Genomic DNA, 19,023 nt, shown 5'->3' on the forward strand with positions numbered 1-19,023 from the left:
TCCCCGGGGAGTGGGGTTCTGGTGGGATCGTCGGGTCCGGTACGCCTGCCGCGTCGCGCATTTCTGATCGCCCTGGGCGCCGTGCCCGCGGCCGCCGCGCTGGCGAGCTGCTCGCAGGACGAGGCGCCGAAACAACTGCACGGCCCCGATATGTCGGGCGCCGACCAGGCGGTGCGCCCGCAGGACGATCTGTACCGCCACGTCAACGGCGCATGGCTGCGTGACTACCAGCTGCCGCCCGACAAGGCCGGCTACAGCACGGCCAGCGAGGCGGCCGAACGCACCCAGGCCCAGTTGCGCGAGATCATCGACGGCATCAAGGATCCCGAGGAGGGGACCGAGGCCCAGCACATCCGCGACCTCTACGATGCGCGCGTCGACCTGGACACCGTCGAGCGGCTGGGCATCACCCCGCTACAGGACCTGTTCGACCGGATCGACCGCGCCGCCACCAAACCCGATCTCGCCCGCGTGATGGGCGAGCTGCCGCTGGAGGGGTTGATCGGGCTCGGCGTGGGCATCGACCGGAAGAAGACCGACAGCTACGTGCCGTCGATCGGCCAGGCCGGGATCGGCCTCGGCGAGGAGTACTACCGCAAACCGGAGTACGCCGAGATCCGCGACGCCTACCGGACCTACCTGCGCGAGATCGCGGCGGGCGCCGGATTCCCCGACCCGGCCGGCATGGCGCAGCGGATGTTCGACCTGGAGACCCGGATCGCCGCCGAACACTGGAACAACGTCCGCGTCCGCGACGCCAACGCCAGCTACAACCGCATGACGTGGGCCCAATTGACCGATCTCGGTAAGGGTTTCGACTTCGATCCGTGGCTGGCCGGCAATACCGATCGGCCCAGGGAGCTGTTCGGCGAGATCGTCGTGAGCCAGCCGTCCTACGTCACCGCCGCGGGGCGGATCTGGGCCGAGACCGATATCGCGCTCTGGCGGGAGTATCTGAAGCTCGGCCTGGTGCGGTCGTTCGCCAAGTACCTGCCGAAGACGATCAACGACGCCAACTTCCATTTCTTCGGCACCGTGCTGTCCGGGCAGAAACAGCGCCCGGAGGGCTGGAAGTACGGGGTGTCCACGGTCGACGAGAAGCTGGGCGAGCAGCTCGGCAAACTCTATGTGGCCAAGTACTTCCCGCCCGAGGCCAAGGACGAGGTCGAGAAGATGGTGGCCGACCTGATGACGGCCTACCGCGACGACTTCCGCAACTCCGCGTGGATGACCCCCGCCACCAGGGACGCCGCCATCGCCAAGCTCGACAAGATGACCGTCAAGCTCGGCTACCCCGACAAGTGGACCGACTACTCCGGGCTGAAGATCACCCGCGGCAAGCTGATCGAATCCCTGCGCGCCATCAACACGTTCGAGTCCAGGCGCACGCTCGACTATCTCGGCAAGCCGGTCGACAAGACCGAGTGGAACAGCACGCCGCAGACCGTCAACGCCTTCTACTATCCGCCCAACAACGAGATCACCTTCCCCGCGGCGTATTTGCAGCCGCCGTTCTTCGACAAGGACGCACAGCTCGCGCTGAACTTCGGCGCGGTGGGGTCGACGATCGGTCACGAGATCGGCCACGGCTTCGACGATCAGGGCTCGAAATACGATGCCGACGGCAACCTCCGGGACTGGTGGAGCGGGCAGGACCGGGCCGCGTTCGAGGCCAAGTCCAGGCAGCTCGTGGACCAGTTCAACGCGCTGGTCCCCGAGGGACTCGAGCCGAACCAGCACGTCGACGGCGAGCTGACGCTGGGCGAGAACCTCGCCGATCTGCGCGGCCTGCAGATCGCGCTGGCCGCCTATCGCATCGCCGCGCAGCGCGACGGCGCCCAGCCCGACTACCACGCCATGTTCCTGTCCTGGGCGCGGAGCTGGCGCGGCAAGGACACCGAGGAACGCACCGTCGAACTGCTCACCGATGTCCACTCCCCCAACGAATTCCGGTGCAACCAGGTGGTGCGCAACCTCGCGGAGTTCTACGACACCTTCGGGGTGCAGGAGAGCGACAAGTTGTACCTCCCGCCGGACCAGCGGGTCACGCTGTGAGAACACCACTGCACTGACGTCGCCGCCTATATACTTCGACTTCAAGCGGGACATACAGGGCACGGGAGGCCGCTCGATCATGCGTAGTTCGTTTTTCGGGAATCTGGACCAGGCGCAGCTGCCCGGGCATTTCGCCCTGCAGAACGCCAAGATGCTCCGGATCCAACTCAACGGTGACGTGTTGGCCCGGCAGGGTTCCATGGTCGCCTTCCAGGGCCAGATGGATTTCGACTACGAAGGCGCCGGCGGTATCGGCAAATTCATCAAGAAGGCCGTGACCGGCGAGGGCGTGCCGCTGATGCGGGTCAAGGGGCAGGGCATGCTGTTCCTGGCCGACGACGCGCACGATGTGCAGCTGTTCTTCCTGGAGAACGAGGGCATCACCGTCAACGGCAGCAACGTCCTCGCCTACGAATCGAGCCTGAACTCGAACATCCAGCGGGTGCAGGGCGCGGGCATCGCCGCCGGCGGCCTGTTCAACACCACCCTGCAGGGCACCGGCTGGGTGGCCGTCACCACCCACGGCGCCCCGGTGATGCTGGACGCGGGCCGCGCCCCGACCTTCGCCGACGGTCAGTCGGCGGTCGCGTGGAGCACCAGCCTGCAGGTCGGCGTCAACCGCACCTTCAAGGCCAGCGCGCTGATCGGCCGCGGCAGCGGCGAGGCCATGCAACTGGCCTTCCAGGGACAGGGGTTCGTGCTGGTCCAGGCCAGCGAGGGCCCGACGGTACCCCCGCACACCCACTGAGTCCCGCAACCCTCAGTGCGTCACCAGCCGCCAGTCGTCGGGCAGGTTGGAGGCCACGACGTGGTCGCCGTCCACCGCCAGATCGATGACCGAACCGCCCAGGCGCAGGTCGGTGAGTTCGACGCGGCCCCACCGGGGCGGCAGGTGCGGCAGCACGGTGAGGGCGCGGCGCGGGACGTCCGGCTCCAGGCCCAGGAACGAGCGCACCAGCAGCAGCGGGGCGGCGCTCGCCCAGGCCTGCGGTGAGCACGAGGTCGGATACGGGATCGGGGCCTGGAACCGGGAACGCGGGAAACCGCAGAACAATTCGGGCAGCCGGCCGCCGAACGCCGCGGCCGCGTCGAGCAGGCCGTCGGCCAGCCGGGTGGCCAGCTCGACGGCGCCCGGCACGTGCCGGTAGCGCAGCAGCCCGGCCACCGCGATCGCGGTGTCGTGCGGCCATACCGAACCGTTGTGGTAGCTCATCGGATTGAATGCGCCCATGCCGGTGGCCAGGGTGCGCAGACCGAATCCGGAATCCATCTCCGGCGTCGAGAGCCGCTGCACCAAGCGCTCGGCCTGCTCGTCGGTGGCGATACCCGACCACAGGCAGTGCCCGACATTGCTGGTGAGCGCGTCGATTCGATGCTTGCGGCCGTCCAGCGCGACCGCGTACCAGCCGCGTTCGGGCAGCCAGAACGCCTCGCCGAATTTGGTCCGCAGTGCGGTGGCGTGGTCGCGCAGCCTGCTCGCGCGCTCCGCGTCGCCGAATTCCTCGGCCAGCTCCGCCCGCGCCAGCAGCGCGGCGTAGACGTAGCCCTGCACCTCGCACAGCGCGACCGGCGCCTGCGCCAGATGGCCCGTGACGTCGTTGATCCCGTCGAAGCTGTCCTTCCAGCCCTGATTGGCCAGGCCGCGGTCGGTGGCGCGCTGGTACTCGACGAAGCCGTCGCCGTCGCGGTCGCCGAAGTGCGTGATCCAGTCCAGCGCGGCGTCGGCGGCGGGCAGCAGCGCCCGCACCTCCTCGGGTGCCGCGCCCCAGCGCCGGGCCTCGGCCAGCAGCATCACGAAAAGCGGTGTGGCGTCGACGGTTCCGTAGTAGGTCTCGCCGCCGAGCGCGAGCCCGCCGGAGGGCCCACGCCGGATCTCGTGCATGATCCGGCCCGGTTCCTCCTCGGTCAGCGCGTCCACCCGCTGCCCCTGGGTCTGCGCCAGCTGCTGCAGCGTGCCCATCGCCAAGCCGACGTCCAGCGGCAGCGCCATCCACGCGGTGAGCAGGCTGTCGCGGCCGAACAGCGTCATGAACCAGGGCGCGCCGGCGGCGACGAAGGTGCGGCCGGCGCGCGAGTCGTCGTGGATCTGCAGGGCGCCCAGGTCGCTCTCGGTGCGCTGCAGCACGGCGGTCAGCAGCGGATCGCCGGTGGTGAGCTTGGTGGCCGTATCGCGCCAGGCCTCGATCTTGCGGCCGGGGGCGCTGGTCTCGTAGTGCTCGCCGGGCCCCAGCGGCAGCTGCACGCGCTGGTTGGCCGTGGTCGGCTGGGCCAGGATCTCGGTCTGCCAGCAGCCGCCGGCCGGCACCACGACCCGCCAGGTCAGCGAGCCGGGCAGCACCGCGGGCGGCTCCGACGCCGAGACCGCCAGCCCGCGGGAACGATCGGAGCGATCGGTGAGCAGCAGTTCGCTGTCGGCCACCAGGACCTCGGCCCGGCCGCGCCCGTCGCGGCCCTCCTTGACCGCGAACAGATCGACGAAATCGGCGTCGGCGAACAGTTCCAGCGTCACGGCGGTGGGCTCGCGGCCCAGGTTCTCCAGCGTCACGGTCTCCCGTAAACCGTTGGCGACCAGGCGTTCGCGCACCACGAGCAGGCTGCTGTCGGCCGCGCCGGGCCGCGGCGGCCGGCGCGCGATGAAGCGCGCCGTGAACGCCTCCGGGCTCAGCACCGACAGCGGCTCCGGGCGCTGTCCGTCCACCCGCAGTTCCCACCGCGACACCACCCGGGCGTCGCGGTAGAACAGGCCCTGCGCGGTGCCGGGCTCCACGTCGCCGACCTGGTCGGACAGGCAGAAGGTGCTGCCCTCGACCAGCGTCACCGAGGCGCCGAGCAGGGACGGCTCCCCGGAATTCAACGGAGTAGGACCCGTCACGCCGGGTCACCCACCGCGGCCCCGGCGGCGCCGAGCGGCCGGGACCGGATCGACACCCGGCTCACCCGCGTGGCCCGGTGCGCCCACAGCACATCGCGATACACCCGCTCGTAGCCGCGGCCCAGGGTGTCCTCGCCGAAATGCGACACCACGTGCGCCCGGCACGCCTCCGGGTCGTAGTCGCGCACCTCCTTCACCGCGATCGGCAGCTCGGCCGGGTCGTCGCAGATGCGGCCGGTCACGCCGTCCATGACCACCTCGGCGACCGCGCCGCCGCGCAACGCCACCACGGGGGTGCCGCAGACCATCGCCTCGATCATCACCATTCCGAACGGTTCCTCCCATTGCACCGGGAACAGCAGGCACGCGGCCTCGGACAACAGCTTTCGCTTGGCGGCGGCGTCGGCCATTCCGAACACCTGGTCGCGCTCGGTGAGCAACGGCCGCACCGCCTTCTCGAAATATGCCTTCTCGGCAGGCTCGTTGCACTTACCGGCGAGCACCAGCGGGATACCGGCCGCGTGTGCGGCCTCCAGTGCCAGGTGCGGCGCCTTGTCCTCGGTGAACCTGCCCAGGAACAAAGCGTAGTCGCTCTTGTCGGCGCGGAAGGGCCAATCGCCGATGCGTAACGCATTGTGCACCCGGCCGGCCCAGTTCAGGTCGGGGGCGAGCGCGCGCTGCCGGTCGCTGATCGCCACCAGCGACACGTCCGAGCCGAGCGCGCGGTAGTAGACATACGGATCGCCGTCGACCGGACCGTGCACGGTGACCACCGTGGGCAGGCCGAGGCCGCGGTAGAACGGCGCGTTGAGCGGGCCGGCGAAGGTGTGGTCGTGCACCAGGTCGACGCCCGCCGCCGCGACCGCCCGCTCCAGCGCGCAGCGAATCTTCAACGCGTGCACCACTTCCGGGAACGGGTCGCCGAGCCGGTCGGCCTGGATCTCGTCCCATACCGGGACGAACCGCGCCTTGGTGCCGGGTTCGCCGGCGCCGAACAGCACCACCTCGTGACCGCGATCGATCAGGGCGTCGACCAGGTCCGCGACCACGGCCTCGACGCCGCCGTAGGCCTTGGGCGGAACGTCGAAGTAGGGCGGAACCACCATGGCTATGCGCAGGGCGTCGCGTGCGGACGACACCGCGGTTCGCGCGGACGATGACGCCGCGGTTCGCGCGGACGATGACACCGTGGCGGCTCGCGCGGACGATGACACCGTGGCGACTCGCGCGGAGGATGACACCGCGGCGATTCGCGCGGAGGAGGCAGGGCCGAAAGCCTGCTGCGGGGCCGAGAACTGTGCGTTCATGTCCATCTCCCGAGACACACGAGCGGATGGCACTTCATCGAGTGCCCATGCGGAGCCCACTGCCGCACCGGAATGGACGATCGTGTTTCAGATCAATGGCACATACGTGCGTCAGGAATGAGTTCGGCGATGAAATCGGCCTGGGAATCCCGCTACCGGTGAGTGTGCGACGATGAACGCACCGTGGCGCACCATCGCGCCGGGCGGCCAGGGGGCTGACCACCACTCTAGCGCACACCCCGGACCACCCCCCGAGATCCCCGCAACGTTGCTGAGATATAACCACCAGGGCCGCAACACGATTCGTGGCCCGGAATCGTGTCGCGGCCCGTGCCACCGGTCGGCCCCGGCGGTATTCCGGTCAGCCCTCGGCGGCCTTCCGGTAGCCGCGCACGGCCAGCGCACCGAAGACCGCGATCAGGCCGACCGCCCAGGCCACCGTCTGCAACACCGGGACGACCAGCGGCCCCCCGACGGCGAAGTTGCGCATCGCCTCGATGGCGCAGCTCATCGGCTGGCCCCGCACGATCGGCTGCAACCAGCCCGGATAGTTCTGCACCGGAACGAATCCCGAGTTGAAGAACATGCCGACCAGCACCACAATCGCGAACAGCTGCACCGCCTGGCCGCCGGCCTTGCTCACGCCGACCATGACCACCACCGGCGTGAATCCGGCGATCACGATCACCGGCACCACGAGCATGCCGAGCGCGCCCGCCCAGCCCTCCTCGAAGCGCAGGCCGAGCAGCATCCCGATGACGATGACCACGACGGTGGCCGCGAGCGCGCGGCCGCATTCGGCCAGCAGTCGCCCGATCAGCCCGGCGGCGCGGTGGATCGGCAGCACCCAGAACCGGCGCAGCAGGCCGCTCTCCCGCTCGCCGAACAGCGACTGACCGGTGCCCATCGCGCCGTACATGGCCCCGGCCACCGCGATCATCGGCACGAATCCGTAGATCGGATCGGTGCCGCCGGCCGTATTGCCCAGCGACTTGTCCAGCACCAGGTCGTACAGGAGCAGCAGCAGGATCGGGAAGGCCAGGGTGCTGGTGATCACCTCCGGCTGCCGCGACCACCGGCGCAACAGCCGGCTCGCCTCCACCAGGCTCTGCGACGGCAGCGAACCCAGCCCGGGCCGGGCCGCAAGGTCGTCCGAAAAATCCACCTGCACAGTCACTTCCGACTCCCCACTCATGCCTGTGTTCTCGACGGGCATTCCCGGCTCCCTCCGTGGTGACGCAAGCTGCCGCCTCCGGTCGCGTCGCTCATGCCTGTGTTCTCTACGGGCATTCCCGGCTCCCTCCGTGGTGACGCAAGCTGCCGCCTCCGGTCGCGTCGCTCATGCCTGTGTTCTCTACGGGCATTCCCGGCTCCCTCCGTGGTGACGCAAGCTGCCGCCTCCGGTCGCGTCGCTCATGCCTGTGTTCTCTACGGGCATTCCCGGCTCCCTCCGTGGTGACGCAAGCTGCCGCCTCCGGTCGCGTCGCTCATGCCCGGTGTCCTTCCGCTCGCACCGCCAGCACCGCACCGACCACGAACAACCCCACGATCCACGCCGCGGCCACGCCGAGTTCGGAGACGACCCGCCCGTCGGCCAGCCCGCGCAGCGCCGCGGCGATCTGGGAGACCGGCTGGTTGCGGACGAACGGCTGGATCCAGCCCGGGAAGCCCTCCGCCGGAACGAGTCCGGTCGAGGCGAGGATCAGCAGCAGCTGCGGCCCGAACAGCACGGTGCCGCTGAGTTCCGGGTTGCGCGTGACTGTGCCGAGCGCGTCGGTGGCGACCATCAGGCCCGCACCGAACGCCAGCACCACCACGACGAAAAGCACCGCCGTACCGGCGGAGTGGAACCGGAAGCCGAATACGGAGCCGATCACCAGCGCACCCACCAGCGATGTCACCGCCCGGGCCATATTCGCCGATAGCCGGGCGGATACCGGAACCCACGGCGGCACCGGCATGGAGCGCAGCCGGGTCGCCATGCCGCCGACGACCTCCTTCGCCGCCCGGTCGCCGGCGAACATGGAGGAGAAGAACATGGCGTAGGCCACGATCACCGGGAGCAGGTACTGGGCGTACTTCACGCCCGGCGACTCCAGCGAATGACGCAGCGGCACATAGAAACACACGAAGAACACCACGGGCTGCGCGAAGGCCAGCACCGCATCGCCCTGACGCAGCGCGGCCCGGATGTTGCGCGTGCTCAGCGCGCCGAACTGCAACCACGGCGGAACCTTCAGCTCCCCGTCGGAAATCTGTAGTGCGTCCGGGGATTTCGCCGCCGTGGTCACGCCTCGGCCCCCACGGCCGGCTTCCTGGTCAGCTCGATGAAGACCTCGTCCAGCGACGGCCGGCGCAGCGCGATATCGATCAATTCGATTCCGGCGTCGTTGATCCGGTTCAGCGCCTCCGACAGCGTCACCGCGCCGTCGGGTGCGGGCAGCGACACCCGGTCCTGCGATTCGGCGACCGTGGTCTCGCCCAGCCCGGACAGCGCCGACACCACGGCGGGCACGTCACCGGCGTCGACCGGAACCACCTCGCAGTAGCTGGCGCCCGAGCGGGCCTTGAGCTGATCGGCGGTGCCCTCGGCGATCACCGTGCCCTTGTCGACCACGATGATGTTGTCGCTCAACGCATCCGCCTCCTCGAGGTACTGCGTCGTGAGCAGGACCGTGACGCCCTGCTCCTTGAGCGAGCGCACCAGCGCCCACAGGCTCTGCCGGCTCACCGGGTCCAGGCCCGTGGTCGGCTCGTCGAGGAACACCACCCGCGGCGGGCGCACCAGGCCGCAGGCGATATCGATGCGGCGGCGCATGCCGCCGGAGTACTGGCCGACCCGCCGGTCCGCGGCCTCGGTCAGCGCGAACTGCTCGAGCAGTTCCCCGGCCCGCTGCGCGGCGGCCTTGCGACGCAGGCCCATCAGGCGACCGAACAGCACCAGGTTCTCCCGGCCGGTGAGCATCTCGTCCAGCGCGGCGTACTGACCGGTGAGCATGATCGACGACCGCACCTTGGCGGCGTCGCGGACCACGTCGTGACCGGCGACCTCGGCCCGGCCGGCATCGGGGCGGGTGAGGGTGGACAGAATGGACACGGTCGTGGTCTTTCCGGCGCCGTTCGGGCCAAGCACACCCAGCACGCTGCCCGTGGGCACGCTGAAGGTGATCCCGCGCAGGGCCTTGACGTCACCGAACGACTTCTCGACCGATTCGACGACGATCGCGTTGTCCGTTCCCGAGACGCCGCCCGGTTCTGCCACTGTTTCCGACACAATGTTCTCCGTCTGAGCGCTCATCAATCTAGGCAGTTGATTACTTTGGTAACGCTAACCTAATTCAGTACTCAACTCCACCCCTCGCACTGGCAACGTCGGATCGCCCGCGCCCTGCTCAGCCCAACAGCGACACCACTTCGTCGAGCGAGGCGCCGCCGAGGATCGCCGTGACCGGCAGCTCACGCTGCAGATCGGATTCGAGGCGTTTCCGTAGGTCCAGGGCCTGCAACGAGTCCAGGCCCAGGGCGACCAGCGGCACGGTCCCGTCGATGGTCTCCGTGCCGTCCAGGCCCATCACGATGCGCAGCGCGTGCCGCACCGTCGCGGCGGTGTCCGGAGCGGCTGTCGCCGCGGTGTCCGCCGGAGCGGCCGGAACGGCGTCATCGGCAGGGGCATCGGGCGCGTCGCCGGCGACCGCTTCCGGGACCGGCGGCGTTTCCTCCGGTAGCTCGGCGAACAGCGGCTGAAAACCGAAGACCGAGTACAGGTCCCGGATCCGCCCCCAATCCGCCGCCGCGACGAGCACATTCGCCGGCTCCGGCGCGAAACCGGCCGCGATCGCCCCCGCCGGGTCCATCGGCAGCAGCCCGGCCCCGCTGATCCTGGCCAGGGCCTCGGCGTTGTCGGCGCCGACGGCCCGCCACAACCCCCACTGCACCGACGAGCAGCGCAGGCCCCGGGCCCGGTAGCGGGCGGCTGCGGCATCCAGCAGCCGGTTGACCGCCGAGTACACCAGGTGCCCGCGCCCGCCCAGCGTCGCCGACAGCGAGGAGCACAGCACGAGGCGGCCGTCGTCGGCGAGCGGGAAGTGCCGCACCAGGTGGTCCAGGGTGAGCGCCTTCGCCGCGGCGGCGGCGCGCACGGTCGCGGGCGTCGGTTCGGCCTCGGCCGCCGAATAGTCCACGGCCGCATGCACGATCAGCGACGCCGGGGTGTCGCGGTACTCCTCGGCGAGGGTGCGCACCGCGTCCTCGTCGGCGACATCGCAGATCCGGCCGACGATCTCGGTGCCGCCGCGGCGCTCGATGTCGCGGAGGCGGCCGGCCGCGGCGGCATCGCCCCCCGACCTGCTGATCAGCGTGATCCTGTCCGCACCGGCCGCGGCGAAGTGCTCGCAGAAGTCCAGCCCGAGCTTGCCGGTGCCGCCGACGATGACAACCTCGCGCAGCCGCTCCGCGTCGAACGGAGCGTCGGGGGCCTCGTCGACGACCAGCCGCTTGCTGTAGACGCCGCCGTCGCGGACCGCGAGTTCGGGCTCGCCGGCAATGTGCAGCGCGCCCACCAGGCCCTTCGCCGACACGTCGGCATCCTCGCCCGCCGCCAGGTCGACGTGGCGGAAACCGACGCCGACGTATTCGGCCGCCAGACAACGGAATCCGGCCGGCACGGCGGCGTGCAGCAGGCCGGGCAGATCCGATTCCAGCACCTGCTCGCCGCCAGCGGTCACCAGCCAGACGTCGGTGACCCCGGTGACGTCGGGCAGCCAGGAGCGATCGCCGAGGAATGCGGCCAGATCGTCCACGGCGGCCGCGGTCCCGTCCTCCGACGGCGGCGGGACCAGGACCACCAGGGTGTCGAACGACGCGGCGGGCGTGCCCGATTCGTCGGTGTAGACGACGGTGGCGCCGTGCCGGGGCGCGACCGCGCAGATCGCGGACACCAGGTCGCCGCACCGTCCGGTGTGGTCCACCAGGGCGATGGTGCGCGGCGGCACCAGCCTTCGCCGCTGCAGGCGGGTCCAGTGCTCGACGAGCCGCTGCGGCGGCACGGTGCCGTCGGCGCGGGCCGGCCGCTCCGGCCGCGCGGCGGCGGCATACGGATACGGCGCCCACAGCTTCTTCGGGGACATCCGGGTGTTCGGGAAGTCCCGTAGCGGCGGCGCCGGCGGTTCGCCGGATACGCTGTCCCGCAACGCCTCCCACGGGTATCCGGCGTCGTGCACCGCGACGGTGGCCAGGCTGCGGGTGAATTCGCGCAGATCCTCGGCGCTGCGGCGGGAGGTGCCCAGCACCTGGAAGTCGCGCTGTGCCGTCACCCCGCTCAGGTTCTCCTGGATGGCCAGCATGAGCGTGGGGTGCTCGGAGATCTCGACGAAGGTGTCGGCATCGGCGGCGGCGAGCTCGATCGCGCGGTCGAAGCGAACCCGGTTGCGCAGGTTCAGGTACCAGTAGTCGACGACCGACAGCTCCGTATGGACACGGTCACCGAATGTGGCGCCGATGAAGTCGACCTCGCCGTCCAGGAACGACCGGTTGTCCATGTCGTCGCCGACGGTGCGGCTCAGGATCTCCCGGAAGCCGCTGACGTAGGAGGTGTGCGCCGGATACTGGACCCGGATCTCCTTGGCGAATTTCCCTTCGGCATTGAGCAGTTCGACGATGGCCAGCACCGCCTCGCGCTCGCCGGAGATGGCGAGGATATGCGCCGAGTTGACCACCGACAGCTCCGCGAATCCCGCGTGCCGGGCGAGCAGATCCTCGCATTCGTCGCGGTCGATGCCCACCACGGCCATCGAGTAGCCGGTGAGCTTCAGGCCGTCGACGATGGTCGCGCGGCTGGTCACGATGCGCACCGCGTCGCGCAGCGTCTGCGCGCCCGAGATGTAGGCGGCGGCGATCTCGCCCTGCGAATGCCCCACGGTCACCGCCGGACGCACCCCGACCGCCCGCCACATCGCGGCGATCCCGACCATCTGCATGAACAGCGCGGGCTGCACGGTGTGCGCGCTGTCGTCGGCCGGCGCGTCGACATCCAGCAGATACGGGAGCGGCGACCATTCGTACAGTTCGTGAAAGACCTTGTCGCACTCCTCGACCGCCGCGCGGTAGGACTCGGAGTGGTCGTAGAGCATGCGACCCATACCGGGCCGCTGGCTGCCCTGACCGGGGAAGATGTAGGCGACCCGCCGGGCCACGGCGGCCTCGGCGGAACTCACCACGGCCGGATGCGGTTCACCCGCCGCGACCGCGCGCAGCGCGTCCAGCAGTTCCGCCCGCTCGGTGACCATGACCAGCGCCCGATGCCGCCGCGCCACCCGGGTGCGGAAGAGCATGTCCGCCACCCGGTCCGGCGTGACCTCGCCGTGCTCGGCGACATAGTCGGCGACCGCCGCCGCCTCCCGGCGCAACGCGTCGGCGTTGTCCGAGGACAGCAACACCGGGACGGTCCCGTCCGGTAACCGGTAGCTAGACATGGGTCTCCTCCTCGTCGGCCGGAATGGCCAGCAGCGCATGGGCATTGGTGCCCGAGACGCCGAAGGACGAGACGGCCCCGTACCGGATCCCGTCGTGCGGCTGCCAATGGTCGAGTTCGGCGGCCAGGCGCAGGCCGGAGGTATCCCAGTCCACCTTGGTGGTCGGGGTGTCGGCGAAGCGGGTCGGCGCGATCCGGCCGTGTGATCCGCTCAGCAGCACCTTGATCAACCCGAGCATGCCCGAGGCCGCCTGGGCGTGACCGAGATTCGACTTCACCGAGCCGAGCCGCGCCTTGCCGCCCCCGTACACCCGTTGCAGCGCGGCCAGTTCGAGCGGATCGCCGACGGCGGTGCCGGTGCCGTGGCCCTCGATCATGCCGACGACCTCCGGCGAGATCCCCGCGGCCGCCACGGTCTTGCGGATCAGCCGTTCCTGCGCCTCGGTGCTCGGCACGGCGATCGGCGCACCGCCGCCGTTGTGGTTCACCCGGGTCGCGAGGATCCGGCCGTGGATCCGGTGGCCCAGTTCCCGGGCGCGCGACTCGCGTTCCAGCACGACCACACCGGCGCCCTCGCCCCACAGCGTGCCGGTGGCCTCCTCCGAGTACGGCTTGCACTGCCCGTCGGTGGACAGCGCGTTGTTCTTCGAGAACTCGAAGAACGGCCCGGCCGAACCCATCACGCAGACGGCGCCGGCCAGCGCCCACTCGCATTCGCCGCCGCGGACGGCCGCCGCCGCCAGATGCAGCGCCGACAGCGACGAGGCGCAGGCGGTATCCACGACTATCGACGGCCCGCCCAGCCCGAGGCAGTTGGAGATCCGGCCCGAGACGGCCCCCAGGGCGACGCCGGCCGCCCGGTACCCGCTGTAGTCGTTCACCTCGGCGGCGTGCGGGCCGTATTCGGTATAGGACACCCCCATGTAGCAGCCGACCTCGTCGCCGTCGAGCAGGCCGGGATTGAGCCCGGCGTTCTCCAGCGCGCACCAGGCGACCTTCAGCGCCACCCGCTGCTGCGGATCCATCGCGACCGCCTCGCGCGGGCTGATGCCGAAGAACATCGGATCGAATTCCGTAGCGGTGTCGAGGAATCCGCCCGCATCGCGGACCGCGGACCACCCGTCGACCTCCGACAGCGACAGCAACCGCTCGATCGGCCAGCCGCGGTCGCGCGGGAACGGCCCGATCAGGTCCCGGGATTCGGCCAGCGCGGCCCAGTACTGGGCCGGGGTCTCGATACCGCCCGGAGCCTCGACGGCCATACCCGTAATGACGATCGGGTCGTTCACTGTACGGTCTCCAGTTCACCGGCGAGCAGTTCCGCGATCCCCGCGACCTGATCGTGGAGATAGAAATGCCCGCCGTCGAACATCGCGACCTGCAGATCGGCCTCGGTATGACGCTGCCAGCCGTACAGCTCACCCATCGTGACGAATTCGTCGTCGCTGCCGCCCATCGCGTGAATGGCGGCCCGCACACGCACGTCCTCCGGGCACGAATAGCGGTCGAACGCGGCGTAATCCGCCTTCAGCACCGGCAGCGCCATCCGCATCAGCTCGCGGTTGCCCAGCACGTCGTCGCCGGTGCCCTGCAATCCGCCGACGTGTTCGAGCAACTCCTCGTCGTCGGTCGGATGGCCGGGCATATCGGCCACTCGGGACGGCGCCACCGCCCCGGAGATACCCAGCAAACGCACGGGCACTCCGGCGGATTCGGCGAGCCTGGTGAATTCGAACGCCACGATCGAGCCCATGCTGTGGCCGAACACCGTGATCGGCTCGCCGCGATGGAACGGCGACCGCGCGAACTCCTCGAAGGCGCCCGCGGCGACCTCGGGCAGCGTGTGCAGCGGGGCCTCGCGGGCCCGGTCCTGCCGCCCCGGGTACTGCAGCACGACGACATCGAAATCCTCGCGCAGCCGCTTGGAGAACGGCCGATACGTCGACGCCCCACCGCCCGCGTGCGGGCAGATCACCAACGGTGCCGCCGCCGCACGCGGCTTGTGAAACTGTCTGATCCAACCGGGTGCAGTTGCCATATCACTATCCCTCGGGCTTGGTTCCGCATAGCAACCTCACCACCCCGACGAAGGTAAGGCACACCTAAGTTACCAGACGACCCCAGTATCAGGGGCACCCCCATCGGTCACTCCCGCACGGCGACGAAGAGGTGCTGGTCGAGCGGCGCCAGCGGGTGATCGGCCGCGGGCAGCACGGGCCGCGGCGTCAGCCCGGATTCGGCGAGCTGATCCCGCCATTCGCGCTGGGTCAGGAAGATTCGGTCGGTGCCGGCCCGCACGTCGTCGTGGCCCGGGGTGATCTCGCCCTCGGGCGCCGACATCAGGAAGTGCACCGAGGTCAGCATCTCGCAGTGGGCCAGACAGAATTCCAGGAAGACGACCGCGCCGCCCGGATTCAGCAGATCGCGCAGCTGCCGCAGGGTGTGCCCGATATGCCGCGCGTTGTGCACCACATTCGACGCCAGCACGATGTCGCAGCGCGGCTGCTTCGCCAGATCCGCGTTCATGTCGACGATGCCGAATCGCATCCCGGGCACGTCGGCGAACCGCTTGCGGGCGGCGGTGAGGAAGAACGTGGACACGTCGGAGAAGTGGTAATCCACCGGCATGCCGGCCAGCCCCGTGACGATCTCGCTGGTCATTCCGCCCACGCCCGCACCGAGTTCCAGGATCCGGACCGGCGAGGTGTCGCGCCGCAGCCGCGCGACGAGGTCGGCGACGGCATCGCGGGCGGCGAGATTGAGGTAGCGGCTGCCCAGGTTGTCCCGGTAGAAGGTGTCGGCGGTGACCATGTCGCCGTCCGGGAACAGGAACTCCTGCACCCGCACCCGGTCCCGCGCCAGGTCGGCCAGGTGCTCGTCGGTGACGGCGAGGAAGGTGGCGAACTCGCTCGGGTAGCCGAGATCGGCGCACACCTCGTACAGATCGGCCCGGACCGGCGCGGGGACCGCGTTCAGGTACCGGTAGCCGCGCCCGGAATCCTGCTCCAGACAGTCGTTCTCGGTCAATGCCAGCAACCACTGCCGCAGCAGCCAGCGGTGCCGCGGCGCGAATTCCAATGCGGCGGCGATCTCGTCGACGGTGCGGAAGTCCTCGCCCAGCACCGGGCGCAGCACACCCATCATGGCGCGCAGCCCGAACAGGTCGATATCCCTTCGCGCGGATCGGATCCGGTCAACGTCGAGATCAGCGGCAACGGCGGCCGGAGCACCGGCGTCGACCGGCGGCGCCGCGGTACGACCGCCGGACGGCACCGGCGCCCCACTCCCGATCAGCCGCACCACGTCGTCGAGCGATATGCCTCCGATGAGGTCCGTGACCGGCAGGTCGTACCCGAACTCGTCCGCCACGTGGCGCCGCAAGGCCAGCGCCTGCAGCGAGTCCAGGCCGACCGCCACCAAAGGCCGTGCGGTGTCGATGGTTTCGGGGTCGTCGGCGCCGATGGCCTCGGCGAGCAGATGCACCAGCCGCTGCGGCACATCGGCACCGGCGGCAGCGGCTTCCGGCACGGCTTCCGGTTCGGCCTCCGGCACGGACGAGACCACCGGCGCCTCCAGCCGCGACAGCACCGGGCCGTACCCGAACTGTCCCAGCACGGAACGCCCACGGTCCCAGTCGAACGCCGTGACGACCGCGTTCTCGCGCAGGCCGCCGAGCCCGAGCGCGAGGGCATCCGCGGGCGCCATCGGCAGGTAGCCCACCCCGGCCAGCACACCGGCCTCGGATGTGCCCGCGCCCCGATGGATCGACCACTGCCCCCACTGCACCGAGACGGCGTCGCGGCCCCCGGCACGCAACCGGTGCGCCAGGGCGTCGAGCATCCGGTTGGCCGCCGCGTAGACGAGCATGGCGCGCCCGCCGAGCGTCGCCACGAACGACGAGCACAGCAGAATATGGCAATCATCGGTCACGGCAAGCGAATCCAGCACCTCGGCGACGCCCGCGACCTTGGCCCGCAGCGCCCGGTCGACCCGCTCCGGCGTGACCTCCGCCAGCTCGACATTCGTCAGCTCCGCGAGATCGGCCGCCGCGTGCACCACGAGATCGGCGGGCGCGGAGCGAAGTTCGCCGGCCAGCCGGGACACGGCGGCCGCGTCCCCGATGTCGCACCGCACGACCCGGATCTCCGTGGGCCCCGAGGCCCGGATCCGCCGCAGCCGATCGGCCACGGCCGCGGTCTCACCCGACCGGCTCACCAGGGTGATCCGGCGGGCGCCGTGCCGCACGCCGTACTCGCAGAACTCCAGGCCGACACCGCCGGTGCCGCCGATGATCACGACGTGCTCGTAGGCGGCCGGCGGCGTAGCGTCCCGGTCGGCCTCGACCAGCCGTTTCACGTAGGCCGTGCCGCCACGTAGCGCCAGTTCCGGCTCACCGGCGGTGTGCAGCGCCGTCAGGATCGCGGGTGCGTGGTCCGGGCCCGTCTCGTCCGGCACCAGATCCAGGTGACGGAACGCGACGCCGGGGTGTTCGGCGCCGACACAGCGGAATCCGGCGGCGGCCGCGGCATGCACCGGTTGCGGCGGCGCGTCGCCGGGCAGCACGGCCTCGCCGGCCACGGTCACGAGCCACCAATCCGTCACCGCGGCTTCGGGTTTCAACCACCACCCGCGGTCGCCGAAGAACTCCGCGACCTCGGCGACGGCGGCCGCGCCGGCCATGTCCGGCAAGGCCGGGAGCAGCACGACCACGGCGTCGACATCAACGAGATCGCCACCGCCGCTATCGATGACACGAGCGGAAGCTCCCTGGTCGGGGGCGTGTGCGCAGAGCGCGGCGGCGAGATCGGCGCAGCGGCCGGTGTGATCGATGATGCCGAGGGCGCGCGGCGGCGTCAGCGAGCGTTGCGCCAGGCGGCTCCACTCCTCGACCAGCAGCTGCGGGGGCGCCGTCGAAACCTCCTGGTCGGGAACGGGGTCCGGAGCAGCGGCCACCGGCGGCCGGGGCTCGGTGTTGTACGGCAGCCACAGCCGCACCTCGTTCATCCCCGTATTCGGGAAGTCGGGCAGCGGAAGCCGGACGACGTCCGTCTCGGTGCGCAGCGACTCCCAGGAGTAGTCCAGGTCGTGCACGGCCAGGGTGGCGAGATTGCGGGTGAATTCCGACAGATCGTCCGCCTCGCGGTGCGAGGTCCCGGCCACCCGGCGGCCGGCCGCCGCGCCCGCGAGATTCTCCTGGATCGACATCGCCAGCGTCGGATGCTCGGCGAGCTCGACGAACGTGTCGATCTCGCGCTCGACCGCCGCCTCGACGGCCTTGTCGAACCGGACGGTATTGCGCAGGTTCCAGAACCAGTACTCGTCCACCGGCAGATCCGGGGTGATCGGACCGCCGAGAGTGGCTCCGAGACAGTCGATATCGGTGTCGAGGAACCGCCGGTTCGACAGCCGGCCGTGCACCGCGTCGTCGAGACTCGCGCGGCACTCGACGACCCGGTCCGTATGCGCCGGATACCGCACGCGGATCAGCCGGGCGAACCGGTCGTTCGCGGCCAGGGTGTCCACCACGTCCTGCACGGTGTCCCGCTCGCCCGAGATGCCCACCAGGCGAGGCGAATTGATCACCGAGACCTGGGCCCACCCGGAGCGCCGCGCCAGCAGCTGCTCGCATTCCTCGCGGTCGGCGGCCGCGACGGCCATCGCGTACCGGTCCGACGAGATCGTATCGACGGCCCGCGCCCGGATGCCGACCATCAGGACGGCATCGGCGAGCGTCATCGTGCCGGAGACATAGGCCGCGGCGATCTCACCCTGACTGTGCCCCACCACGGCGTCGGGTGCGATGCCGGCCGACCGCCACATCGCGGCCAGCCCGGCCATCTGAACGAACAACGCGGGCTGCACGATTCGCGCGCTGTCGTCGGCGGGCAGGCCGTCGTCCAGCAGGTACGCCGACGGCGACTCGCCGAACAGCTCGCGGAACATCGCGTCGCAGCGATCCACCTCGGCGCGGAAGGCGGGCACCCGCTCGTAGAACAGCTTGCCCATGCCCGGCCGCTGCCCGCCCTGCCCGGGAAAGACGTAGGCGAGGCGATGCGCCGCGGCGGGTTCGCCCGTGCGGACGACCGCCGGATGCCCGCGGTCCTCGGCGATCGCCCGCAGCGCGTCGACGAGGTCGTCCCGGGATCTCACCATCGCCAGTGCGCGATGCCGACGCGCGACCCGGGTGCGAAACAGCATGTCGGACACGCGATCCGGCGACACCTCGGGTCGATCCTCGAGGTACGACAGCACGGCCGCGGCCTCACCGGGCAGCAGGCCGAGATGATCGGACGACAACAGGACCGGAACCGATCCGTCGG

11 protein-coding genes and 1 pseudogene are annotated in these 19,023 nt (G+C 70.3%); 2 read left to right on the forward strand and 10 right to left on the reverse strand.

Features of this window, described 5'->3' with window-relative positions; translation table 11 throughout:
• Nucleotides 1-21 precede the first annotated feature (21 nt).
• Nucleotides 22-2,055: a M13 family metallopeptidase gene (locus D892_RS0106270; protein ID WP_051499011.1), complete on the forward strand. Its 2,034-nt coding sequence runs from the start codon at nucleotides 22-24 to the stop codon at nucleotides 2,053-2,055.
• Nucleotides 2,056-2,134: 79 nt separating this feature from the next.
• Nucleotides 2,135-2,803, forward strand: coding sequence for an AIM24 family protein (locus D892_RS0106275; protein ID WP_024800428.1), 669 nt, complete (start codon nucleotides 2,135-2,137; stop codon nucleotides 2,801-2,803).
• A gap of 12 nt (nucleotides 2,804-2,815) precedes the next feature.
• Here the strand turns inward: D892_RS0106275 and D892_RS0106280 are convergent, their stop codons facing one another.
• The 10 genes and pseudogenes from D892_RS0106280 to nbtC (D892_RS40545) all read right to left on the reverse strand — a co-directional run.
• A complete protein-coding gene (locus D892_RS0106280; RefSeq protein WP_024800429.1) occupies nucleotides 2,816-4,927 on the reverse strand; it encodes a glycogen debranching N-terminal domain-containing protein in 2,112 nt (703 codons plus the stop codon).
• Entirely contained in the window at nucleotides 4,924-6,033 is a 1,110-nt protein-coding gene (locus D892_RS0106285) for a glycosyltransferase family 4 protein (RefSeq protein ID WP_024800430.1), read from the reverse strand. The genes D892_RS0106280 and D892_RS0106285 overlap by 4 nt, the downstream gene beginning before the upstream one ends.
• A 562-nt stretch (nucleotides 6,034-6,595) precedes the next feature.
• Nucleotides 6,596-7,411, reverse strand: coding sequence for an ABC transporter permease (locus D892_RS0106295; RefSeq protein ID WP_232236009.1), 816 nt, complete (start codon nucleotides 7,409-7,411; stop codon nucleotides 6,596-6,598).
• 310 nt (nucleotides 7,412-7,721) lie between these two features.
• Nucleotides 7,722-8,525 carry an ABC transporter permease gene (locus D892_RS0106300; protein ID WP_024800433.1) on the reverse strand — a complete coding sequence of 268 codons (804 nt, stop codon included), beginning with the start codon at nucleotides 8,523-8,525 and terminating at the stop codon, nucleotides 7,722-7,724.
• A complete protein-coding gene (locus tag D892_RS0106305; protein ID WP_232236010.1) occupies nucleotides 8,522-9,508 on the reverse strand; it encodes an ATP-binding cassette domain-containing protein in 987 nt (328 codons plus the stop codon). Before D892_RS0106305 ends, D892_RS0106300 begins: the two co-directional genes overlap by 4 nt.
• Nucleotides 9,509-9,626: 118 nt before the next feature.
• Nucleotides 9,627-12,704 (reverse strand): nocobactin polyketide synthase NbtC, encoded by a 3,078-nt coding sequence (gene nbtC, locus D892_RS0106310; protein ID WP_036566791.1) that lies wholly within the window; start codon nucleotides 12,702-12,704, stop codon nucleotides 9,627-9,629.
• Nucleotides 12,697-13,992 (reverse strand): polyketide synthase, encoded by a 1,296-nt coding sequence (locus tag D892_RS0106315; RefSeq protein WP_024800436.1) that lies wholly within the window; start codon nucleotides 13,990-13,992, stop codon nucleotides 12,697-12,699. Before D892_RS0106315 ends, nbtC (D892_RS0106310) begins: the two co-directional genes overlap by 8 nt.
• Nucleotides 13,989-14,741 carry a thioesterase II family protein gene (locus D892_RS0106320; protein WP_024800437.1) on the reverse strand — a complete coding sequence of 251 codons (753 nt, stop codon included), beginning with the start codon at nucleotides 14,739-14,741 and terminating at the stop codon, nucleotides 13,989-13,991. The genes D892_RS0106315 and D892_RS0106320 overlap by 4 nt, the downstream gene beginning before the upstream one ends.
• A 107-nt stretch (nucleotides 14,742-14,848) precedes the next feature.
• The gene (locus D892_RS48380) at nucleotides 14,849-15,847 is read right to left on the reverse strand and encodes a class I SAM-dependent methyltransferase (RefSeq protein WP_369801811.1); all 999 of its coding nucleotides are present in this window, start codon (nucleotides 15,845-15,847) and stop codon (nucleotides 14,849-14,851) included.
• A gap of 153 nt (nucleotides 15,848-16,000) precedes the next feature.
• Nucleotides 16,001-18,979: pseudogene (nbtC, locus tag D892_RS40545) on the reverse strand (nocobactin polyketide synthase NbtC); the annotation flags it as partial.
• Between the last annotated feature and the right edge of the window lie 44 nt (nucleotides 18,980-19,023).

Origin of the sequence: Nocardia sp. BMG51109 (assembly GCF_000526215.1) — a bacterium.
Lineage (GTDB): Bacteria > Actinomycetota > Actinomycetes > Mycobacteriales > Mycobacteriaceae > Nocardia.